We start from the raw sequence: 18,895 nt of genomic DNA on the forward strand, positions 1-18,895 counted from the left end.
ACGCCATGACTTACTGTGTCGCCATCAAACTCAATGCCGGACTGGTTTTCCTGTCCGATTCCCGGACCAATGCGGGCCTGGACCACATCAGCACCTTTCGCAAGATGATCGTCTATGAAAAGCCCGGCGACCGCTTCATGGTGCTGCTGACCGCCGGCAACCTGTCCATCTCGCAGTCGGTGCGCGAGATATTGCAGACCGAGGAAATACGCGACCCCGCAGGCGGCGAGCCGATCACCATCTGGAACGCCAGGAGCATGTTCGACGCCGCCCGCGTGCTCGGCTCGGCCATCCGCCGCGTCTATGACCATGACGCCCGGGCGCTGAGGAACGACGATGTCGGCTTCAACGTGTCACTGGTCTTCGGCGGCCAGATCAAGGGCGAAGGAATGCGCCTGTTCCAGGTGTATTCGCCCGGCAACTTCATCGAGGCCACCGAAGAAACGCCCTATTTCCAGGTTGGCGAATCGAAGTACGGCAAGCCGGTGCTCGACCGGGTCATCCGGCCCGAAACCCCGCTGGACGAGGCCGCCAAATGCGCGCTGGTGTCGATGGACTCGACCATGAAGTCCAACCTGTCGGTCGGCCTGCCGCTGGACCTGGTGGTGTATGAAGCAGACAGCCTGAAAAGCGACAAGATCGTCTGCATCGACCAGGACAACCCCTACTACCAGATGATGCACAACAGCTGGGGGCAAAAGCTTCGCCAGGTGTTCGACAGCATCGAAGACCCGGTGTGGAACGATGCGCACACCGATACACCGATCAAGATGCCGGCCGGCCGCCATGCCGCGCTGAAAAAAATCAGCACGCCGCATGAAAAACTGATCTAGCCATTTTTTTCATTGCCCCTTCACCGACATTTACCTCCGGGCAAAACCGTAGCCTGCGCGCTGCGGCCCCCCTTATTTACGTGCCCACAAGTCCCAAGCCCCTCATCATTTTTTCCCATGGCAACAGCTTTCCGGCCAGTACCTACGGCGTGCTGTTCCAGAGCCTGAAGGCACGGGGTTTTCAAATCCAGGCGATTGAAAAATTCGGCCATGACCCGCACTACCCGGTCACGAGCAACTGGCCCAACCTGGTCCAGCAACTGGCCGACTTTGCCAGCCAGGAAGTCGAAAAGTCCGGCCAGCCAGCCTTTCTGGTCGGCCATTCGCTGGGCGGCTTTCTGAGCCTGATGTGTGCCGCCCGATACCCCGAACTTGGTGGCCACAAGGTTGCTGGCGTGCTGATGCTCGACTCGCCGGTGCTGGGCGGCTGGCGCGCCAAGGCGCTGAGCGTGGCCAAGCGGGCGCGGCTGGTGGGCTCGATTTCGCCGGGGGCCATCAGCCGCAAGCGCCGCCACCAGTGGCTGGGCCGGGACGAGGTGCTGGCGCACTTTCGCAGCAAGAAAGCCTTTGCCCGCTGGGACGAGCAGGTGCTGCGCGACTATATTGACCACGGCACCCACGACGAAGGCGGAAGCGCGCAGGGGCAGCGCCTGCTGAGCTTTGACCGCGACGTGGAAACCGTGATCTACAACACCCTGCCCGACAACCTGGAGCAGCTGCTGAAAACGCATCCGCTGCAATGTCCGGCGACGTTCATCGGCGGGCGCCAGTCGGCCGAGATGAAGCAGGTCGGCATGGCGATGACGCAGAAAATCACCCAGGGCCGCATCATGATGCTCGACGGCAGCCACCTGTTCCCGATGGAAAAGCCCCTGGCCACCGCTGCCGCCATCGAAGCGGCGCTGCTGAATTTCATGGGCTGAAGGCGGCTTTCTAGGCATTCTGTTTGCTCCAAACCAGACGCTCGCGGCTTGCTATTTAATAGATAGCTGTAAAGCTTTCAGCAGCTTGCGTAAAACTGCTTTTTTATTATGTTTTTTTAATTGCGAATGCTTACCGTTTGTTTGCTGTTTTTCTTGGGATTTGGAGGCTTCTTCTGTGGATTGAGGGGTGAGCGCCTTCCCGGCGGAGGGTAACTTTCTTTTCTGGCAAAAAAGAAAGTCACCAAAGAAAGTTGCCTGAGGGCGGGAGCGGATCAGAGCTGAACGCTCTGTCGGGCCATCGCTTCGCTGGGCCCTGAGTTCTTTGATCGCTGGCTGGTAGCCAATGCCAAAGGCTGGCTGGTTCGACCGCTCGTTCGCCAACAGCTTCACGCTCTGCTTGATCTGCTTGATCTGCTTGGCTTGCGCTTTGCGCATCGCGGTTAGCTGTAGGCAACGCCTATTTTCTTTATGGTGTGTCAGTAGCTCTGGAACCACCCTTGCTCTTTTTACTGTCCGTTGTCAGCCCCCGACCCGCCCTGACCAAGAAAAGTTTAAAACAAGAAACTGGAAGAAGTGCTTAAAGCACAAAGGAAACGGTCAAGCAGAGCGTGAAGCTGTTGGCGAACGAGCAGTCGAACCAGCCAGCCTTTGACAATGCCACCAGCCCTCAGATCCAGGTGCCCAGGGCCCAGCGAAGCGATGGCCCGTCAGAGCGTTCAGCTCTGATCCGATCCCGACCTTCAGGCAACTTTCTTTGGTGACTTTCTTTTTTGCCAGAAAAGAAAGTTACCCCCCGCCGGGAAGGCGCTCACCCCTCAAACCACAGGAGAAGCCACCAAATCCCAAAACCAAAGAACAGAAACCGCAAGTCCACCTTCAGTCAGATGAGCCGTCACTGTTTCTTGGTCAATCCGCCCAGACCACCAGGCCGCTCCAGGCGGTGGCCAGCACCACGATGCCAAACGCGATGCGGTACCAGGCGAAGGGCACGAAGTCGTGGCTGGCGATGTAGCGGAGCAGCCAGCGAATGCACAGCCAGGCGCTCAAAAAGGAAAACAGCAGGCCGACGCCGAACATCGGCAGGTCGGCCATCGACAGCAGCGCTCGCTCCTTGAACAGGCTGTAGACGCCCGCGCCAATCAGCGTCGGAATCGCCAGGTAGAACGAAAAATCGGTCGCTGCCTTGCGCGACAGGCCGAGCAGCATGCCGCCGATGATGGTCGAGCCGCTGCGACTGGTGCCCGGAATCATCGCCAGGCATTGCACCAGCCCGACCTTGAGCGCGTCCATCGTCGTCATCGACTCGACATCGTGGATGCGAATGGCCGCCGGGTTGCGCTGCTGGCGCTTTTCGGCCCACAAGATGATGAAGCCGCCAACGATAAAGGCGCTGGCTACCACCACCGGCGTGAACAGATGCGCCTTGATGGCCTTGCCGAACAGCAGCCCCAGCACCACGGCCGGAATAAAAGCCACCAGTACATTCAGCGCGAACTGCTGCGCCTGCTTTTCGTTCGGCAGCGCGATCAGGGTGCTGCGGATTTTTTGCCAGTACACCAGGATCACCGCAAAGATGGCGCCGGTCTGGATGGCAATGTCGAACACCTTGGCCTTTTCGTCGTCAAAGCCCAGCAGCGCACCGGCCAGGATCAGGTGGCCGGTGGATGAAATGGGAAGAAATTCGGTCAGTCCTTCGACAACGCCCATGATGGCGGCTTTGACCAGCAAAACAATATCCACGCGTACTCCTTGAATGAAGGCGCGATTATCGTCGCTGGCTTTTCGCCCTGTGGTTGAGCCGGTGCCAACGGACTGGAAGGCCTTACAAAAGCCGGCTCAGGCGCTGGGCCGCCACCTGTAGAGCCGGCAATCTTTGAAGCGCCTGTTCGGCCGAAAGTCGCGAGACCGGCGCATGCACGGCCAGGGCCGCACGCATGATGCCGCTGTCATCACACACCGGCACGGCCAGGGCCAGCAATCCATCGATGAACTCCTGGCGGTCCAGCGAGTAGCCTGCACGGGCAATATTGGCGCACTCCTGAAGCAGCGCATCCTTTGACGTCAAGGTGGCTTCGGTCATCGGCGTCAAGGTCAGCTCGGACACCAGCAAGTCACGCTGTTTGGCAGGCATCAGGGCCAGGAACAATTTTCCGCTGGCGGTGCAATGCAAGGGCACATGTTCGCCCACCATCAGCGTCAGCCGCCAGGGCCAGGGTGCCTCGACACGGTCCAGGTAGAGCACCGAAGCACCATCCAGTGTCGTGAAGTTACAGGTTTCACCCACCTGCTGGACCAGTTCCGACAACACCTGATGGCGCAGGCTACGAACCGTGCCGTGGTTCAAGGTATCAAAAGACAATTTGCGAAGCGCGGGGCCGACGATGAAGTCGCGCTCGTTGATGTCACGCGCAATGAATCCCGTCTCCAGCAACTGTGCGCACAAACGATGGGCCGTGCCTTTGGGCAAGGCCAGGTCGGCAGCCAGATCCGCCAGTGAAAGCGCACGGCCTTCTTTGGCCAGGCGTGCCAGCAAACGCAAGCTTCGTTCGGCCGAAGACCCGGTTGAAGAAACTGAATTCAAGACGTTTTTTTCGTTCATAGGGTAAATGCTAATAGTGGAACCTAGAGTTCCACTAAATAATTATTCACAGAAAATAAATGGAACAAAAAGGTCCGTTAATTTTTAACTCTGCTTTCGAGGGGCAAAAAAATGAATGTCGAGGCTGCAATGCCAAGGCAAACCAAACAAGCAAGCAAGGCAAGAAGTATGACCAAAGAATTTGATTACATCATTGTCGGCGCCGGTTCTGCAGGTTGCGTCCTTGCCAACCGGTTGTCTGAAGATCCGGCAACCCGGGTGCTGTTGCTGGAAGCCGGCGGCAAGGACTGGAACCCCTGGATCCATGTGCCGGTGGGCTACTTCAAGACCATGCACGACCCCAAGCTGGACTGGTGCTACAAGACCGAGCCCGAACCGGGCACCGCCAATCGCCAATTGCAATGGCCCAGAGGCAAGGTGCTGGGGGGTTCGAGTTCGCTCAACGGCTTGCTCTATGTGCGCGGCCAGCGCGAAGACTACGACCGCTGGGTTGAGCTGGGAAATCCGGGATGGAGCTACGCCGACGTGCTGCCCTACTTCAAGAAATCAGAGGATCAGGAGCGCGGGGCCAATGACTACCACGGCGTCGGTGGCCCGCTGAAAGTCTCTGACCTCAGGCTGCGTCGCCCTATTGCGGACCATTTCATTGCCGGCGCCATGGACATTGGCATCCCTTTCAACGAAGACTACAACGGCGCGGTGCAAGAGGGTGTGGGCTACTTTCAGCAGACGGCTCACAAAGGCTTTCGCTGGAGCACGGCCCGCGGCTTTCTGCGGCCTGCCCGCAAGCGCGCCAACCTTGTCGTCAAGACCAAGGCACAGACCACCCGTGTGCTGTTCGAAGGCAAGCGCGCCGTCGGGGTGGAATATGTGCAGGACGGGCAACGCCTTCAAGCCCATGCTGGCGCCGAAGTGATTTTGGCCGCTGGCGCCATCGGTTCACCGCAGCTGCTGCAATGCTCTGGCGTCGGTCCGGCGGATCTGCTGGCCAGGGTGGGCGTGCCGGTGGTGCATGCCCTGCCAGGGGTTGGCCAAAACCTGCAGGACCATTTGCAAGTCCGTCTGGTTTTCAAGACCAGGGAGCGCACGCTGAACGACGAGGTCAACACCTATCTCGGTCAGTTGAAGGTCGGCATGCAGTATGCGTTCAGCCGCACCGGGCCGCTGACGCTGGCGGCCAGTCAGGTCACCATCTTCACCCGCTCGGGACCGGACGTGACGCGTCCCGACATCCAGTTCCACATGCAGCCCCTGAGCGCCGACAAGCCGGGCGAAGGGGCGCACAAGTTCTCGGCCTTCACCTCGTCGGTCTGCCAATTGCGCCCCTACAGCCGTGGCCACATCGAAATCACGTCGCCCGATGCGCTGGTCTATCCGGCCATTTACGCGAACTACCTGTCCGACGAGCGCGACCATGCGGTGGTGATTGGCGGTGTCAAGGTGGCTCGTCGTATTGCGCAGTCTCCCTCGATGGCGCCGCACATCATTTCTGAATTTGTTCCGGGTACGCAGTTCCAGACAGATGCAGAGTTGCTCGACGCGGCCCGCCGTTACAGCCAGAGCATTTACCACCCGAGTGGCACTTGCAAGATGGGAATTGACGCCATGGCAGTGGTCGATCCCCGCTTGCGGGTGCATGGCCTCACCGGTCTGCGCGTGGTCGACTGCTCGATCATGCCGGAAATCGTGTCCGGGAATACCAATGCCCCGGTCATCATGATTGCCGAAAAAGCGGCCGACATGATTCGCGAGGATGCCAGGAAAACAGCGGCGTACGCACGCTAGGCGCCACGCGCAAGACAGCTTTCATTCACACAAAGGAGACAAGACATGAGCACGCACAATGAAAAGGCGATCCGCAAGGTCGTCATCTCGGCGCTGGTGGGCGCCAGCCTCGAATGGTATGACTTCTTTTTGTACGGCGTCGTCGCCGGCATCGTCTTCAACCGCCTGTACTTTCCATCGGACGACATCACGGTGTCCACCATGCTGGCGTATGGCACTTTTGCCGTCGGCTTCATCACACGCCCGCTGGGCGGCGTGGTGTTTGGCCATTTTGGCGACAAGCTGGGCCGCAAAAGCATGCTGGTCATCACCCTGATGATCATGGGCGTGGCCACGTTCCTGATCGGCCTGATTCCCACCTACGACCAGATCGGCATTGCCGCACCCTTGCTGCTGCTGCTGATGCGCGTGATGCAGGGCATCGGGCTGGGTGGCGAATGGGGTGGCGCCGTGCTGATGGCGTATGAATACGCGCCCAAGGAAAAGCGCGGCTTTTACGCATCGTTGCCGCAAATCGGCCTGGCCATCGGCCTGTGCATGGCCTCTGGCGTGGTGGGGCTGTTGTCCTGGGCGCTGACGGATGCGCAGTTCATGGCCTGGGGCTGGCGAATCGCCTTCCTGCTCTCGGGCGTGATGGTTGCCGTCGGCATGTACATCCGGCTGTCGGTGCAGGAAACGCCCGAGTTTGCCGCCGTGAAAGAACACAACGCCGAGGCAGCCATCCCGTTTTTCGACATGATGCGGCGCTATCCGGGCAATGTGCTCAAGGGCATGGGCGCTCGCTATATCGACGGCGTGTTCTTCAACATCTTTGGAGTGTTCTCGATCAACTACCTGACCAATACCGTCAAGATCAGCCGCACCGATGCCCTGCTTGGCGTGATGATTTCAGCCCTGGTCATGATTGTCACCATTCCTTTCTTTGGCCGTCTGTCGGACCGCATCGGCAGGACCAAAGTGTTCATGTGGGGCTCGATCATTACCGCGCTGTCGGCATTTCCCGCCTTTTGGCTGATGACGCATTCTCAAGGCAATGTCACGCTTGTCTGGATCTCGATCGTTGTTCCGTTCGGCATCCTTTACGCCGCGGTCTACGGACCCGAAGCGGCACTGTTCTGCGATCTGTTCGACGCCAAGGTGCGCTACACCGGCATCTCGTTTGTTTACCAGTTCTCGGGCATCTTTGCATCGGGCATCACGCCCATCATCGCCACTGCGCTGCTCAAGACGGGAGGCGGCGACCCGTGGCATGTCTGCCTGTACGTGCTGTTTGCAGGCGCCGTGTCGGCAGCCTGTGCCTGGTCAATCGGACGCGACAAGGCCAGGCTCGCCACGATTGAAATGCCGACAAGGCGGGGTCAACGCGCTTGAAGCTGGCGCAGGCCACAAGCCTGCAGGCGCTGAAGGCCGAACGCCCGACACAAGCAACGCTTGTGTCGGGCGTTGTGCATTTCATTTTCCATTTCAAATTCAGCCATGCCATCAAGACTTCTGTTCAAGAGCAGTTTTCGCCTCATTGCGATGCAGTTCGGGGGACCGTTGCATTGAAGTGGAAAAGAATTAAGCTGGCAGCACCATGACCTCCACCACGCCAAACGCCACCTCACAAATCGAGACTGCTCTGCCTACGCCCACCGACATCCTGGAGTTCTGGCTGGGTGACGGCATGACGTTGGGCTGGCCGTCCCAAGACATGAACCGGCGCTGGTTCCTGGGTGGCGCCGCGCTTGACGCTGAAATCCGGTCCCGCTTCGGCCAGGCGGTGCAGTCGGCCATGCAAGGTGAACTGGCGCCGTGGGAAGCAGCGCTTCACAGCCGGCTGGCGCTGGTGATTCTGCTCGACCAGTTCAGCCGCAACGTGTTTCGCGGCACTGCCCGTGCTTTTGACAGCGACGCGCAGTCGCAGCAACTGACGCTGAACACGCTGGCGAAGCAGGAAGACCGGCAATTGCCGTGGGTCGGCCGGGTGTTTTTGTACATGCCGCTGATGCACGCCGAAGACTTGGGACTGCAGGAAAAATGCGTGGCCTGTTTTTCACAACTGGTGGCCGATGCCCCCGCCGCTCTGAAACCCAAACTGCAGGGCAACCTTGACTCTGCCATCGAGCACCACGGCATCATTGCCCGGTTCGGCCGTTTTCCGTACCGCAATGAGGTGCTGGGCCGCGCCAGCAGCGCCGAGGAAAACGACTCCCTGCACAATGGCCAGCGCTTCGGGCAATAAGCAGTTCAAGCCGTCCGGTTCATTTCATATGCTGGAAATGCCCCCTCAGTAAATCAGCGCAACGTCCTACCGTCGTGCTTGCGGCGTTGAGGTGTACTTGGCGGTGAAACAAATTTTTGAGGAAACTGATGAAAATTGCACACACTCCCGTCGGCATGCGCAGCAAAAGCGCTGTTTTGGCACTGGCTTTCGTGACCGGCTCGGTCGCACTGCTGGCCGGATGCGCCGGCGTCAAGGCGCCGCCCAAGGAATACACCCAGGAACGGCTGGACGACCAGATCCAGGTGCCATCGGGCCATGTGGTGGCGCTGGAAACCACGGCGGTCGGTGTCCTCAACTACGAATGCAAGGCGAATCCGGCCATGGGCGGCGCCATCGGCTGGGTGCTCGCCAGCCCTCAGGCTGAGCTGATGGACCGCACCGGCAAGACAGTCGCCAGGTACTCAGGCCCGCCAGCCACCTGGACGCACACCGACGGCTCCAGCGTCGTTGGCACGCAGGTCGCCCTTGCACCACGCCCCGGCGCCACCAACCTGGCCTACCAGTTGTCCAAGGGCAGGCCCGGTGCAGCCCCAGGCGCCATGCAGAACATCACCTACATCCAGCGCATCAAGACCAAGGGCGGACAGGACCTGAGCAAGGCCTGCACGCAGACCGATGTCGGCGACAAGCTGACGCTGCCTTACCAGGCTGACTACATTTTCTGGAAAGCGGCTTGATGCGTTCAAGGCAAGGGAAAGTGATCACCACACCCCTTTCATAACGCCCGGACAGGCGTCAAAAAGCCCGCAGGCTTCAGGCCTTGCGGGCTTTTTGACGTCTAAAGAATCGGAGTGACCGGATCAGCGGCGGCCGTCATGCCGGTCGCCGCGGTAGCCGTCGCGGTCGCCACCCTGGTAATAAACCTGGCCATACCCTTGCCCATAACCCTGGCCGTAGCCGTTGCCCTGAACATAGTTGCCGCCGTCATGGCGCCTGTGGTGGCCGTGGCGACGTTCACGCTCGTAGTAAATCGGCTGCGGCGCCAAGTACACCGGCGCCGGCCTCACGAACACGGGACGCGGCTGGTAATAGCGCGGTGCGGGCTGCACATACACCGGCTGGGGCTGAATGTAGACCGGCTGGGGCTGGACATAGACGGGTTGCGGGTACACCGAACCCACGTTACCGACGTTCACCACCGCGCCCGGTATGCCGACGCCGACCGACCAGTTCACGTTGTCGCGGGCCTGCGCGGCGCCTGCAAAACCCAGGGCGGCCACAGCCAGCGTGGCGGCGGCACTTGCCAGGATGGCAGAGCGGGTGGTCCGGATGCTTGTCTTCATGAACTTCTCCTGAATAAAAAAAGGGCGCGAAATACCCATGTCTTGAATTAAACGCGCCAGACCCCAAGCCGCCTACTGCACGCACCGTTAAGAAGGTTGCCAAACGTAACCTCAACTTTCTACCCCCTAGAATCAGGCGATGACCTCATCCGCCCCCTCCAAGGCCGTCGCGCCTGCCCCTGCCGCCCTTGACAAGGAAGCCCACAAGCCCAGCAACTTCCTGCGGCAGATCATCGAAAAAGACCTGGCTGAAGGCACCTATGCCAGCCGCCGCTGGGGCGGCAGCCCCGGCGACGCCGCGCACCATGCCAGCGGCCCGCTGGACCCCGCCAAGGTGCGCCTGCGCTTTCCGCCCGAGCCCAACGGCTACCTGCATGTCGGCCATGCCAAAAGCATCTGCCTGAACTTTGGCCTGGCGCGCGACTACGGCGGCGTGTGCCACCTGCGCTTTGACGACACCAATCCCGAAAAAGAAGACACCGAATACGTGGACAGCATCAAGGACGCGGTGCACTGGCTGGGTTTTGACTGGAACAACCACGGCGAAACCAACCTCTACCAGGCCAGCGACTATTTCGACTTCATGTACCGCGCCGCCGAATATTTGATTGGTGCCGGCCATGCCTATGTCGATGAGCAGACCGCCGAAGAAATGCGACTGAGCCGTGGCGACTTCGTCAAACCCGGCACCGACAGCCCGTTTCGCAGCCGCACGCCAGCCGAGAACCTGGCCCGCTTCCGCGAAATGCGGGACGGGCAACTGCCCGACGGCGCCGCCGTGCTGCGCGCCAGGATCGACATGGCCAGCCCCAACATCAACCTGCGCGACCCGGCCATCTACCGCATCCGCCGCGCCCACCACCACAACACCGGCGACAAATGGTGCATCTACCCGATGTACACCTTTGCCCACCCGATCGAGGACGCACTGGAGCAGATAACCCACAGCATCTGCACGCTCGAATTCGAGGACCAGCGCCCGTTCTACGACTGGCTGCTCGACCGCCTGGCCGAAGGTGGTTTGATTGCCACGCCGCACCCGCACCAGTACGAGTTTGCCCGCCTCAACCTGACGTATGTGCTGACCAGCAAGCGCAAGCTGGCCCAGTTGGTGAACGAACGCAAAGTCAGCGGCTGGGACGACCCGCGCATGCCCACCATCGTCGGCCTGCGCCGGCGCGGCTACACGCCCGAAGCGATTCAGCTGTTCGCCGAACGCATCGGCGTGACCAAGAGCGACAGCTGGATTGACTACAGCACGCTGGAAGGCTGCTTGCGCGAAAAGCTCGAACTCACCGCCCACCGGGGCATGGCGGTGCTGAATCCCGTCAAGCTGGTGCTGACAAACTGGGATGACGTCATGGGCACGGGCCACCTGGAGCCCTGCACCCTGCCCGCCCTGCCCCACCCGGCCGAAGGCACCGAATCGCCCGTGCGCCACTTCACCATTGGCAAAGAAGTCTGGATCGAGCGAGAAGACTATGAAGAAGTCCCGCCCAAAGGCTACAAGCGCCTGTTTCCCGGCAACAAGGTGCGCCTGAAAGGCGGCTACATCATCGAATGCACCGGCGCCACAAAAGACTCAGACGGCAAGATCACCGAAGTGCTGGCCACCGTAGTGCCCGATACCAAGAGCGGCACCCCCGGCGCAGACAGCGTCAAAGTGAAAGCCGCCATCACTTGGGTCGGCGTGGCCGACGGCATGGAAGCCGAAGTGCGCATGTACGACCGCCTCTTTCTGGATGCCCAGCCCGATGCGGGTGGCAAGGACTTTATTGAAAGCCTGAATCCGAATAGCCTGAAGGTAGTAACCGCCATCGTTGAGCCGTCATTGGCCAATGCCAAGGCGGATGACAAGTTTCAGTTTGAGCGACATGGGTATTTTGTGGCGGATTGCAAAGATCACCAAGCGGGAAAGCCAGTGTTTAATTTGGCGGTGGGGTTGAAGGATTCGTGGGGAAAGTAAATTCAGATTAAAAATTTAGGTAGTGGTTCAATTTTGATTGTTATTTGGCAACACATTTACCGTCAAAAGGAATGTCTCTTTTCGGGAGTGATGCATATTATTTAAAAAATATTACTCGCAACAGCTCAAAGCATCAGTTCAATAAAATCACTACCAAATTTAAAATTTGGTAAAACAAATAGTATGACGCTAAAATTTTCTAGTGCAGCTATGAAGGCAATGGGCTATAAAGAATTCACGGAAGCTGAAGCGATATCCGCCTCTTTTTCAAGTATTACAATCTATCAGGTTAAAGGCATATCTTTAGAAGCAAACAGTACAGAAATATCTAGTGGTACTATTGCCCGAGTTGACTATCGACTAGCAATAAGCTCAAGCATCAACGCTGCTTGTACTGCACTACTGCAGGACAATTTTACTGACGACGAGGAAAAATGGAAAATTGATAGCAATTGCCAAGGACCATTCGTATTAATACAAATTGGACCAACTCCGGAACACAAGTGCGCAAATGGTCATATTGCAGTCGAGAAAGATGGCAGTATTATTACTTATGATTGTTTTCCAACTGTTAGAGCAGAGCTTGCAGAGCTTGAATCCAGAGTTCTACCGCCAATAATCTCCGCATTAACATGCGTTTTCAACGTAGATACACACTACGTTGTATTCAAAAAAATTACAAGTTTATTCACTGGCAAAACATCTAGCGGAATTTTAGTTCGCGACACCCGAATAGAATTTCGGGCAGAGGGGCTTGTCTCGTATAAGCAAGCCAATCAACAAGTTGCAGAAAAATTAGATTTAGTGAAGAACTTGGCATCGACACTAAACCCCAAGGCATCCCGCTTCTTTTCGCTTGGCCTTTCCGAAATAGACCAATTAAAAAAATTTCTTTATTTCTTTTTAGAACTAGAAATTGAAACACACGCGGCATTTGGGCGCATCAATCACGAAACAGAAATAAAAAAATTACTTGATAAAAATGGATTACCAATCACAAAGTTAATTCAAATACAACTCACTGGCTTAAAAAATATATATGACAAATTTATATGGTGCGCCACCTGTGAATGGCCAGAAATTAGCGATAGCGATATTACTGAATTCAAACTTTTAAAAAAGGAAAGAGACAATATTGCACATGGCTCAACCTCAGAACCACCACCCGGCTTTGCCTTACGGGCCGAAAAACTAGCACATAAAATTCTCTGGCTGGCCAAAAATTAAATTTTCTTCTTAAGTCATTTAGCCACAAAGATGCGCTGATCAAATCCAGCGTTAAATCTAATCCCTATTCAAATGCCCCGCCCCCAAACCATCCAAATCTTTCTCCCCAACGGTGATCCGCGCGGCATCCGAGTGGCAGAAATCACGACGCGCATCGTTCGCGTGATTGAGGTACCGCGCAGCCAATTGGTGGACTTCCTCAAAACACCCGAGGCGCAGCAGGTTGGCGTCTACTTTTTGATGGGCGAATTGTCCGAAGCCGGTTTGCCGCGCGCCTATATCGGCCAGTCAGGCAACGTAGGCAGCCGGCTGGTTCAGCACAACCAAGGCAAAGACTTCTGGAACCGCGCATTGGTGGTTATCTCGCTCACCAACAGCATGACCCAAACGCACGCGCTGTTTCTCGAATGGTTTGCGATTGCAGAGGCCACCAAGGCAGGGCGGTACTGTCTGGAAAACGGCAACACCGGCTCGCAGCCCTACACCCCCGCGCCGCTGCAAGCCGACTGCCACGAGATTCACGAGACCGCCGCCACTCTGCTGGCCACGCTGGGTCAGCCTATTTTTGAACCGCTGACCAATGCGCTAACGCCGAAGGGTGCAGCGGAACTGTTCTATTGCAAAGGCTCTGGTGCTGATGGCGTGGGCGAGTACACCGCCGAAGGGTTTGTGGTACTCAAAGGCTCGCGCGGTCGGCTGGAAAACGTGGCTTCCATACAAGGCAAAGCCAATGAGCGGTTTCGAGAGAAACTTTTAGCGGAAGGCATCCTTGTAGCCAACGGCGGCGGCGTGCTGCTTACCCGCGATTATTTGTTTTCCAGCCCCAGCATGGCCGCAGTAGCCTTGCAAGGCCGCTCGGCCAACGGCTGGATGGAATGGAAAGACACCAAGGGCAAAACGATGGATGAAGTGAAACGGCAGGCGATAGCTACTTCAAGCCAATAGTCACTACAGTTTTGATAGCTGCTTACGCTTACCCTGTATGCGCCAAAAGCCTTTTTATCTAAATTAACTGGAAGAATCCCAATCAGGGTACGATGCACCCCAATATGGGTATTTCAACAACTCAGCCTGATTCATCATCCATCGCCGACGCCCTCTTCCCCAAGGTGCGCCAGCGGGTTCTGGCCGTGCTGTTTGGCGCGCCGGACCGCAGCTTCTACGCCAACGAGGTGATTGCGCTGGCGCAGTCGGGCACCGGGGCAGTGCAGCGAGAGCTGGCGGGTTTGAGCGAGGCAGGCCTGCTGACCGTCAGCAAGCAGGGCAATCAGAAACATTAACAGGCCAACGCAGCGGCACCCGTGTTTGCCGAGTTGCGGGGGCTGGTGCTCAAAACCACAGGTTTGGCCGATGTGCTGCGCGCTGCGCTGGTGCCGCTGGCTGCGCAAATTGAATATGCTTTTGTGTTTGGCTCCATTGCCAAACAGACCGATACCGCGCAGAGTAATGTCGATTTGCTGGTGGTCAGTAACTCGTTGGGTTATGGTGATTTGTACGCGGCGCTGGAGGTTGCCACCCAAACCCTTAGCCGCACCATCAACCCGACCCTCTATACGCCGGCTGATTTTTCGGCGCGGCTGCAGGACGACAATGCTTTTGTCACCCGCGTGATGCAAAAACCAAAACCTGGCTGATAGGCCAGGAAACCACTCTGACGATGGCCACCAAGACACCACTGGATAACCTCAGCGGCCCCGGCAAAGCGCTCAAAGCCGAAGCACCAGACGACGCTGAACTGGCTGGCTTGACACGCACCGGCAAGGCCCGCCTGACGGATGCCCGCAACACCGCACAAACTGCAAAAACTCAGCAAAACCGTCTGATGCTTACGCCCAAGGAACTACAAAAAGCTTTGGCCCAGTCGGCACTGCAGGCGCACAAACTGGCAGCCGCTTTTGGTAGGACCGTGCCAGGCATCAAGCCAAAGCCACCTTTACAAAAACCTTGAATGAACACTTCGCCTGAAGCCGTTGCGAGCCGTGCTGAAGCAGGCTCCATGCAACGCCCAACCCTCCCCCCAACCACTCATTGGCGGCTTTTCTCCATCGGGTTGGCCGTCAGCCAATTCGCCGGATAGGCCCGCATAAACTCTTTGGCCTTTTCAGGGCGGGCGCTCAGCCAGGCGTCGTAGGCGCCTTCGTTCAAGATCGCCAGCATGCGTTTTTCATTGCCGGGTTGCTGGTAGCGGCTCATCAGCGCGTGGCTGTTGGCATTGACGGTCAGCAAGGTGTAGCTGACGATGACTTCGCCGTCTGCCCCCGTCCAGCTTTCCCACAAGCCTGCCACGCCCATGGGCTCGCCGTCTACCCGGGCAATGCGGGTGGGCACGGCCTTGCCGCTGCGCCAGTCGTCTTCCACGAACGCCCTCATCGGCACGATGCAGCGCTGCCCGGCGAGCCAGGCCTCGCGAAAGTTGGTGGACGTGGTCACGGTTTCGGAACGGGCATTGACCAGTTTGGTCGAACGCAGCTTGGCGTCAGAAGCCGACTTGACCCAGCGCGGTACCAGGCCAAACTGTCCGGCGATCAGTTCACGCTTGGGCGGCTCGCGCGGCGGCGGGTCAGCGTCTGCGGCTTCTTCGGCCGGTTCGATCTGTTCGGCGGGTTCGGTTTCAGGGGCTGGCCCCACGCGGATAAAAACACCCGGCTGGCGCGGCCACACTTCGCGCCCCACGGCAACAGCAGGGGCATCCACACGGAACGCATCGGGATAAAGCAAGGCGCTGTGAACGCTTTCGTAACGGGTACTCATATGCTGATGCTATCGCAGTGCAGCCGCCAATCGCTCCGGCGATGGCTGGAGAATTGGCCTTGCGGCCGGAACTAACGGTTCTGACGGCAGGCGAATTCCACCGCTGCACACACCGCCGCCACCTGCGCCTCAATGCACTGCGCGGGGCTTGCGCTGGGGCTGTCGGGATAGACCTCGGTAGTGGTGGTGTAGCGCGCACCCGTGATACCGGCGCACAGGCCCAGCGGTTTCATCGCGTACCGGATCACGCCAAGCGCCACCACGGGCGAGCCAATGATTTCGTTCTTGTCGTCTGCGGGCGCAATGTGCGTGATCCGGCTGACCGCGTCGATGATGGCCTGCTGAAAGGCAGGCTGGGGGTTGTCGGTATCGTCCACCAGATAAAACCCGTCGGGGATGCTGCCAGGCGCAAATTGCTTGCCGTCGCGCGCGGCCAGGGCCGGGCGGTATTCCGATTCGTCGGTGCCGGTGGTTTCGTGCAGGTCGATATGGGCAGCAAACTGGCCCTGCAGCGATGCCACCAGGCGCATGAGCGCGGCAGATTCCTGCGCGGGCGTGCCTTCACGAAACGAGCGGTTGGGGTCGAGGGTATCGAAATTCCAGCGCTGAAAGCGTTCATACCCCCACGGACTGACACACGGCACCACCAGCAGGTTCGCCCGTCCGGCAAAGCCCGCCGCGTGCACCTCGGCAAAGCGCAGCGCACCGTGCACGCCACTGGTTTCGTAACCGTGCACTCCGCCAGTCACCAGTACGCCGGGCAGGCCGGGCTGCCAGTGGCGGCTGCGAATCGCCAACAGCGGGAATCGCTCCGCCGGATGCTGCTCGTCGGCATAGCGCACTTCGCCATACGCTTCGACATCAAACCGGCCCCGCAGCGCATCGATGGCGCTGAGCACGTCGTCGGCATAGCTGCGCTGGCGCACATGGCGCGCACGCCACAGCGCCCGCTCTGCCGTGCCCCAGGGTTGGTCGGGCGTGCCTATGGGATAGAAATGGTTTTTTTGCATGGGTGTGGGTTGGTTATTCAGACGGACTCGGGCGCGAAGCAGGGCGTTTATAGAATACGGCGATGGAGGAATAAGGCCGGACTCCAATGAATCCCATCGATGTCGTATCCCCGACGATTGCAAAGATGAAAACCGTTTCCGATCCTTGCTCGTCCGAGCCGATTTCCATGTGACATTGGCTTCGTGACGGACCCTTCACCCGGCATTTGGCAACGTCCTTATGTCCATCCACTCGCGGGCCAGCGCACTGCAACCCACCATTTAAAAACCCCAAAATGGGTACAATAAACCCCATTATGGGTACAAATCAATCGCCTAACGCTGAGTTAACGTCCATCGCAGACGCCCTCTTCCCAAAGGTGCGCCAGCGGGTTCTGGCTGTGCTGTTTGGCTCGCCGGACCGCAGCTTCTACGCCAATGAGGTGATTGCGCTGGCGCAGTCGGGCACCGGAGCGGTGCAGCGTGAGCTGGCGGGTTTGAGCGAGGCAGGCTTGCTGACTGTCAGCAAGCAGGGCAACCAGAAGCATTACCAGGCCAACGCAGCGGCTCCCGTGTTTACCGAGTTGCGCGGGCTGGTGCTCAAGACCACGGGTTTGGCCGATGTGCTGCGCGCTGCGCTGGTGCCGCTGGCCGCGCAAATTGAACATGCGTTTGTGTTTGGCTCCATCGCCAAGCAAACCGATACCGCGCAAAGTGATGTCGATTTGCTGGTGGTCAGTGACTCGCTGGGTTATGGCGATTTGTTCTCGGCGTTGGAGGTTGCCAGCCAAACGCTGGGCCGCACCATCAACCCGGCTCTCTATACGCCGGTTGATTTTGCGGCGCGGCTGCAGGGCGACAATGCCTTTATCACCCGCGTGATGCAACAACCCAAGATATGGCTAATGGGCCAGGAAACCACTCTGCCACATGGCCAACAACACACCACTGGATAACCTCAGCGGCCCCGGCAAAGCGCTCAAAGCCGAAGCACCAGACGCCGCTGAACTGGCAGGCCTGGTTCGCACCTGCAAGGCCCGCCTGACGGATGCCCGCAACACCGCGCTGGCTCTGGAGAGCCGCTTTGACCTGGCCTACAACGCAGCCCATGCGCTGTGCCTGGCCGCGCTGCGCGCCAAAGGCTTTCGTGCCAGCAACCGCTACATCGTTTTCCAGCTTCTGCCCCACACGCTCGGCCTGGGCCCCGAGGTCTGGCGGCTGCTGGACCTGTGCCATAACAAACGCAATCTGGGTGAATACGAAGGCTTGCTGGAGATTGATCTACGACTGGTGCTAGACCTGATAGATGCCACACAAAAAGTGGCTGATGCGCTCAACGCGCCAACTTGAACCTGAGAACAACACACGACATGGCAAAGTTTCTGAACACCAGCGCGACCAACTACTTTCTTGAGGAAATGATTAAAAGCGCGTCAGACCGACTGATTTTGATCAGCCCGTTCCTCAAGCTCAACGACCGCATGAAGGAGTTGCTGGCGGACAAGAACCGGCTGAAGATTGATGTGCGCATCGTCTATGGCAAGAGCGAATTGCAGCCGCAGGAAATCGAATGGCTGCGCGGGCTGACGTTCATCCGCACCAGTTTTTGCAAGAACCTGCATGCCAAGTGCTACATGAACGAGGAAATGTGCATCGTCACCAGCCTGAACCTGTATGAGTTCAGCCAGATCAACAACAATGAAATGGGCATCCTGATTCGGCGCGCCGAAGACAGCCAACTGTACAAAGACGCCTATGAGGAAGCCCAGCGCATCATCCGCATCAGCGACGAAGTGCGCATTTCGCTGGAACGGGTCAGCAGCGAACCCGTGGCGCCTGCAGTTACAGCCCCGTCACCCCTGCCAAAGCGCGAAGACGACCAGAATGCAGAAGCCAGCCATGCGGAAGGCAAGCTGACTTCCTCCAGGATCGCGCAAAAGCTGGGCCTGAAAACGGCGCCCTTTCTGGACCGGGCCACCGAGCAAGGCTTTCTTGCGTTTAACAATGGTCAGCACTTCGTAAGCGCCCAAGGCGAGCAAGTCGGCGTTGAGTTCATCGCCAAATCTCGCTTTGGCCCCTACTTCCTGTGGCCACACGACTTTTACCTGCTTTGATGGGCTGGCCGTATCAGCTACAGTATTGATAGCTGCTTGCATTCGTCCAGCATGCGCCAGAGCATTTTTTTATTGAAAAGTACAAGGTTGCAGCGCCGGCAGTGCATTCGCACAGCGGGCAGCAACTCAACCTCAACTGGCGTCGTTTGCCGACACGTT

General features: G+C 58.3%; 22 protein-coding genes. 16 read left to right on the forward strand and 6 right to left on the reverse strand.

What is annotated here, in order from left to right; translation table 11 throughout:
* Nucleotides 1-5: 5 nt before the first annotated feature.
* Nucleotides 6-833, forward strand: a complete 828-nt coding sequence (locus tag GZ092_RS03930) for a proteasome-type protease (protein ID WP_293634646.1) — start codon at nt 6-8, stop codon at nt 831-833.
* Nucleotides 834-913: 80 nt separating this feature from the next.
* A complete protein-coding gene (locus GZ092_RS03935) occupies nt 914-1,756 on the forward strand; it encodes an alpha/beta hydrolase (protein WP_293634558.1) in 843 nt (280 codons plus the stop codon).
* A 51-nt stretch (nt 1,757-1,807) separates the two neighbouring features.
* On the opposite strand, the gene GZ092_RS03940 is transcribed toward GZ092_RS03935, so the two are convergent.
* The 3 genes from GZ092_RS03940 to GZ092_RS03950 all read right to left on the reverse strand — a co-directional run bounded on the left by GZ092_RS03940 (nt 1,808) and on the right by GZ092_RS03950 (nt 4,337).
* Nucleotides 1,808-2,191, reverse strand: coding sequence for a hypothetical protein (locus GZ092_RS03940; RefSeq protein WP_293634560.1), 384 nt, complete (start codon nt 2,189-2,191; stop codon nt 1,808-1,810).
* A gap of 471 nt (nt 2,192-2,662) precedes the next feature.
* The gene (locus tag GZ092_RS03945) at nt 2,663-3,496 is read right to left on the reverse strand and encodes an undecaprenyl-diphosphate phosphatase (RefSeq protein WP_293634562.1); all 834 of its coding nucleotides are present in this window, start codon (nt 3,494-3,496) and stop codon (nt 2,663-2,665) included.
* Between the two features lie 82 nt (nt 3,497-3,578).
* The gene (locus GZ092_RS03950) at nt 3,579-4,337 is read right to left on the reverse strand and encodes an IclR family transcriptional regulator (protein WP_293634564.1); all 759 of its coding nucleotides are present in this window, start codon (nt 4,335-4,337) and stop codon (nt 3,579-3,581) included.
* A gap of 186 nt (nt 4,338-4,523) precedes the next feature.
* On the opposite strand from GZ092_RS03950, the gene GZ092_RS03955 reads away from it, so the two are divergent.
* The 5 genes from GZ092_RS03955 to GZ092_RS03975 all read left to right on the forward strand — a co-directional run bounded on the left by GZ092_RS03955 (nt 4,524) and on the right by GZ092_RS03975 (nt 9,083).
* On the forward strand, nt 4,524-6,140 hold the full coding sequence (locus tag GZ092_RS03955) for a choline dehydrogenase (protein ID WP_293634566.1): 1,617 nt from the start codon (nt 4,524-4,526) through the stop codon (nt 6,138-6,140).
* A gap of 45 nt (nt 6,141-6,185) precedes the next feature.
* A complete protein-coding gene (locus GZ092_RS03960; RefSeq protein WP_293634568.1) occupies nt 6,186-7,511 on the forward strand; it encodes an MFS transporter in 1,326 nt (441 codons plus the stop codon).
* A complete protein-coding gene (locus GZ092_RS03965; protein ID WP_293634570.1) occupies nt 7,508-7,720 on the forward strand; it encodes a hypothetical protein in 213 nt (70 codons plus the stop codon). Before GZ092_RS03960 ends, GZ092_RS03965 begins: the two co-directional genes overlap by 4 nt.
* Nucleotides 7,717-8,364 (forward strand): DUF924 family protein, encoded by a 648-nt coding sequence (locus tag GZ092_RS03970; RefSeq protein WP_293634572.1) that lies wholly within the window; start codon nt 7,717-7,719, stop codon nt 8,362-8,364. Before GZ092_RS03965 ends, GZ092_RS03970 begins: the two co-directional genes overlap by 4 nt.
* Nucleotides 8,365-8,492: 128 nt before the next feature.
* The gene (locus GZ092_RS03975; RefSeq protein ID WP_293634574.1) at nt 8,493-9,083 is read left to right on the forward strand and encodes a DUF3455 domain-containing protein; all 591 of its coding nucleotides are present in this window, start codon (nt 8,493-8,495) and stop codon (nt 9,081-9,083) included.
* A 123-nt stretch (nt 9,084-9,206) separates the two neighbouring features.
* Here GZ092_RS03975 and GZ092_RS03980 read toward each other — a convergent pair whose 3' ends face one another.
* Complete coding sequence (locus tag GZ092_RS03980; protein WP_293634576.1) at nt 9,207-9,689, reverse strand: hypothetical protein; 483 nt, start codon at nt 9,687-9,689, stop codon at nt 9,207-9,209.
* 139 nt (nt 9,690-9,828) lie between these two features.
* Between GZ092_RS03980 and GZ092_RS03985 the strand changes: the two genes are divergently transcribed.
* The 6 genes from GZ092_RS03985 (at nt 9,829) to GZ092_RS04010 (ending at nt 14,830) form a co-directional block, all read left to right on the forward strand.
* A complete protein-coding gene (locus tag GZ092_RS03985; RefSeq protein WP_293634578.1) occupies nt 9,829-11,655 on the forward strand; it encodes a glutamine--tRNA ligase/YqeY domain fusion protein in 1,827 nt (608 codons plus the stop codon).
* Nucleotides 11,656-11,838: 183 nt separating this feature from the next.
* A complete protein-coding gene (locus tag GZ092_RS03990) occupies nt 11,839-12,882 on the forward strand; it encodes a hypothetical protein (protein ID WP_293634580.1) in 1,044 nt (347 codons plus the stop codon).
* A gap of 72 nt (nt 12,883-12,954) precedes the next feature.
* Nucleotides 12,955-13,827, forward strand: a complete 873-nt coding sequence (locus tag GZ092_RS03995; protein WP_293634582.1) for a GIY-YIG nuclease family protein — start codon at nt 12,955-12,957, stop codon at nt 13,825-13,827.
* Nucleotides 13,828-13,919: 92 nt separating this feature from the next.
* A complete protein-coding gene (locus tag GZ092_RS04000; RefSeq protein ID WP_293634584.1) occupies nt 13,920-14,162 on the forward strand; it encodes a hypothetical protein in 243 nt (80 codons plus the stop codon).
* Nucleotides 14,163-14,234: 72 nt separating this feature from the next.
* Nucleotides 14,235-14,516 carry a nucleotidyltransferase domain-containing protein gene (locus GZ092_RS04005; protein WP_363254229.1) on the forward strand — a complete coding sequence of 94 codons (282 nt, stop codon included), beginning with the start codon at nt 14,235-14,237 and terminating at the stop codon, nt 14,514-14,516.
* A 23-nt stretch (nt 14,517-14,539) separates the two neighbouring features.
* A complete protein-coding gene (locus GZ092_RS04010) occupies nt 14,540-14,830 on the forward strand; it encodes a hypothetical protein (protein WP_293634587.1) in 291 nt (96 codons plus the stop codon).
* 77 nt (nt 14,831-14,907) lie between these two features.
* Here GZ092_RS04010 and GZ092_RS04015 read toward each other — a convergent pair whose 3' ends face one another.
* Together GZ092_RS04015 and GZ092_RS04020 are read right to left on the reverse strand one after the other, a co-directional pair.
* Nucleotides 14,908-15,633 carry an SOS response-associated peptidase family protein gene (locus tag GZ092_RS04015; RefSeq protein WP_293634588.1) on the reverse strand — a complete coding sequence of 242 codons (726 nt, stop codon included), beginning with the start codon at nt 15,631-15,633 and terminating at the stop codon, nt 14,908-14,910.
* Nucleotides 15,634-15,704: 71 nt separating this feature from the next.
* Nucleotides 15,705-16,643, reverse strand: coding sequence for a M14 family metallocarboxypeptidase (locus GZ092_RS04020; protein WP_293634590.1), 939 nt, complete (start codon nt 16,641-16,643; stop codon nt 15,705-15,707).
* Between the two features lie 359 nt (nt 16,644-17,002).
* Here GZ092_RS04020 and GZ092_RS04025 point away from each other — a divergent pair, with 359 nt between their 5' ends.
* From GZ092_RS04025 to GZ092_RS04035, 3 genes are read left to right on the forward strand one after another with little or no spacing between them, the layout of a single operon-like run.
* Entirely contained in the window at nt 17,003-17,578 is a 576-nt protein-coding gene (locus tag GZ092_RS04025) for a nucleotidyltransferase domain-containing protein (protein WP_293634592.1), read from the forward strand.
* Nucleotides 17,553-17,972, forward strand: a complete 420-nt coding sequence (locus GZ092_RS04030) for a hypothetical protein (RefSeq protein ID WP_293634594.1) — start codon at nt 17,553-17,555, stop codon at nt 17,970-17,972. Before GZ092_RS04025 ends, GZ092_RS04030 begins: the two co-directional genes overlap by 26 nt.
* A gap of 20 nt (nt 17,973-17,992) precedes the next feature.
* Nucleotides 17,993-18,736 (forward strand): phospholipase D family protein, encoded by a 744-nt coding sequence (locus GZ092_RS04035; protein WP_293634595.1) that lies wholly within the window; start codon nt 17,993-17,995, stop codon nt 18,734-18,736.
* The last annotated feature ends 159 nt before the right edge of the window (nt 18,737-18,895 follow it).

This window comes from Polaromonas sp. (assembly GCF_010365105.1).
Taxonomy (GTDB): Bacteria; Pseudomonadota; Gammaproteobacteria; order Burkholderiales; family Burkholderiaceae_C; genus Polaromonas.

Excerpts from the sequence above, each read along its gene's own strand:
- GZ092_RS03930 (WP_293634646.1), top strand. The coding sequence starts at position 6 with ATGACTTACTGTGTCGCCATCAAACTCAATGCCGGACTGGTTTTCCTG.
- GZ092_RS03940 (WP_293634560.1), bottom strand. The coding sequence starts at position 2,191 with ATGCGCAAAGCGCAAGCCAAGCAGATCAAGCAGATCAAGCAGAGCGTG.
- GZ092_RS03955 (WP_293634566.1), top strand. The coding sequence starts at position 4,524 with ATGACCAAAGAATTTGATTACATCATTGTCGGCGCCGGTTCTGCAGGT.
- GZ092_RS03960 (WP_293634568.1), top strand. The coding sequence starts at position 6,186 with ATGAGCACGCACAATGAAAAGGCGATCCGCAAGGTCGTCATCTCGGCG.
- GZ092_RS03970 (WP_293634572.1), top strand. The coding sequence starts at position 7,717 with ATGACCTCCACCACGCCAAACGCCACCTCACAAATCGAGACTGCTCTG.
- GZ092_RS03975 (WP_293634574.1), top strand. The coding sequence starts at position 8,493 with ATGAAAATTGCACACACTCCCGTCGGCATGCGCAGCAAAAGCGCTGTT.
- GZ092_RS03980 (WP_293634576.1), bottom strand. The coding sequence starts at position 9,689 with ATGAAGACAAGCATCCGGACCACCCGCTCTGCCATCCTGGCAAGTGCC.
- GZ092_RS03985 (WP_293634578.1), top strand. The coding sequence starts at position 9,829 with ATGACCTCATCCGCCCCCTCCAAGGCCGTCGCGCCTGCCCCTGCCGCC.
- GZ092_RS03990 (WP_293634580.1), top strand. The coding sequence starts at position 11,839 with ATGACGCTAAAATTTTCTAGTGCAGCTATGAAGGCAATGGGCTATAAA.
- GZ092_RS03995 (WP_293634582.1), top strand. The coding sequence starts at position 12,955 with ATGCCCCGCCCCCAAACCATCCAAATCTTTCTCCCCAACGGTGATCCG.
- GZ092_RS04000 (WP_293634584.1), top strand. The coding sequence starts at position 13,920 with ATGCACCCCAATATGGGTATTTCAACAACTCAGCCTGATTCATCATCC.
- GZ092_RS04010 (WP_293634587.1), top strand. The coding sequence starts at position 14,540 with ATGGCCACCAAGACACCACTGGATAACCTCAGCGGCCCCGGCAAAGCG.
- GZ092_RS04015 (WP_293634588.1), bottom strand. The coding sequence starts at position 15,633 with ATGAGTACCCGTTACGAAAGCGTTCACAGCGCCTTGCTTTATCCCGAT.
- GZ092_RS04020 (WP_293634590.1), bottom strand. The coding sequence starts at position 16,643 with ATGCAAAAAAACCATTTCTATCCCATAGGCACGCCCGACCAACCCTGG.
- GZ092_RS04030 (WP_293634594.1), top strand. The coding sequence starts at position 17,553 with ATGGCCAACAACACACCACTGGATAACCTCAGCGGCCCCGGCAAAGCG.
- GZ092_RS04035 (WP_293634595.1), top strand. The coding sequence starts at position 17,993 with ATGGCAAAGTTTCTGAACACCAGCGCGACCAACTACTTTCTTGAGGAA.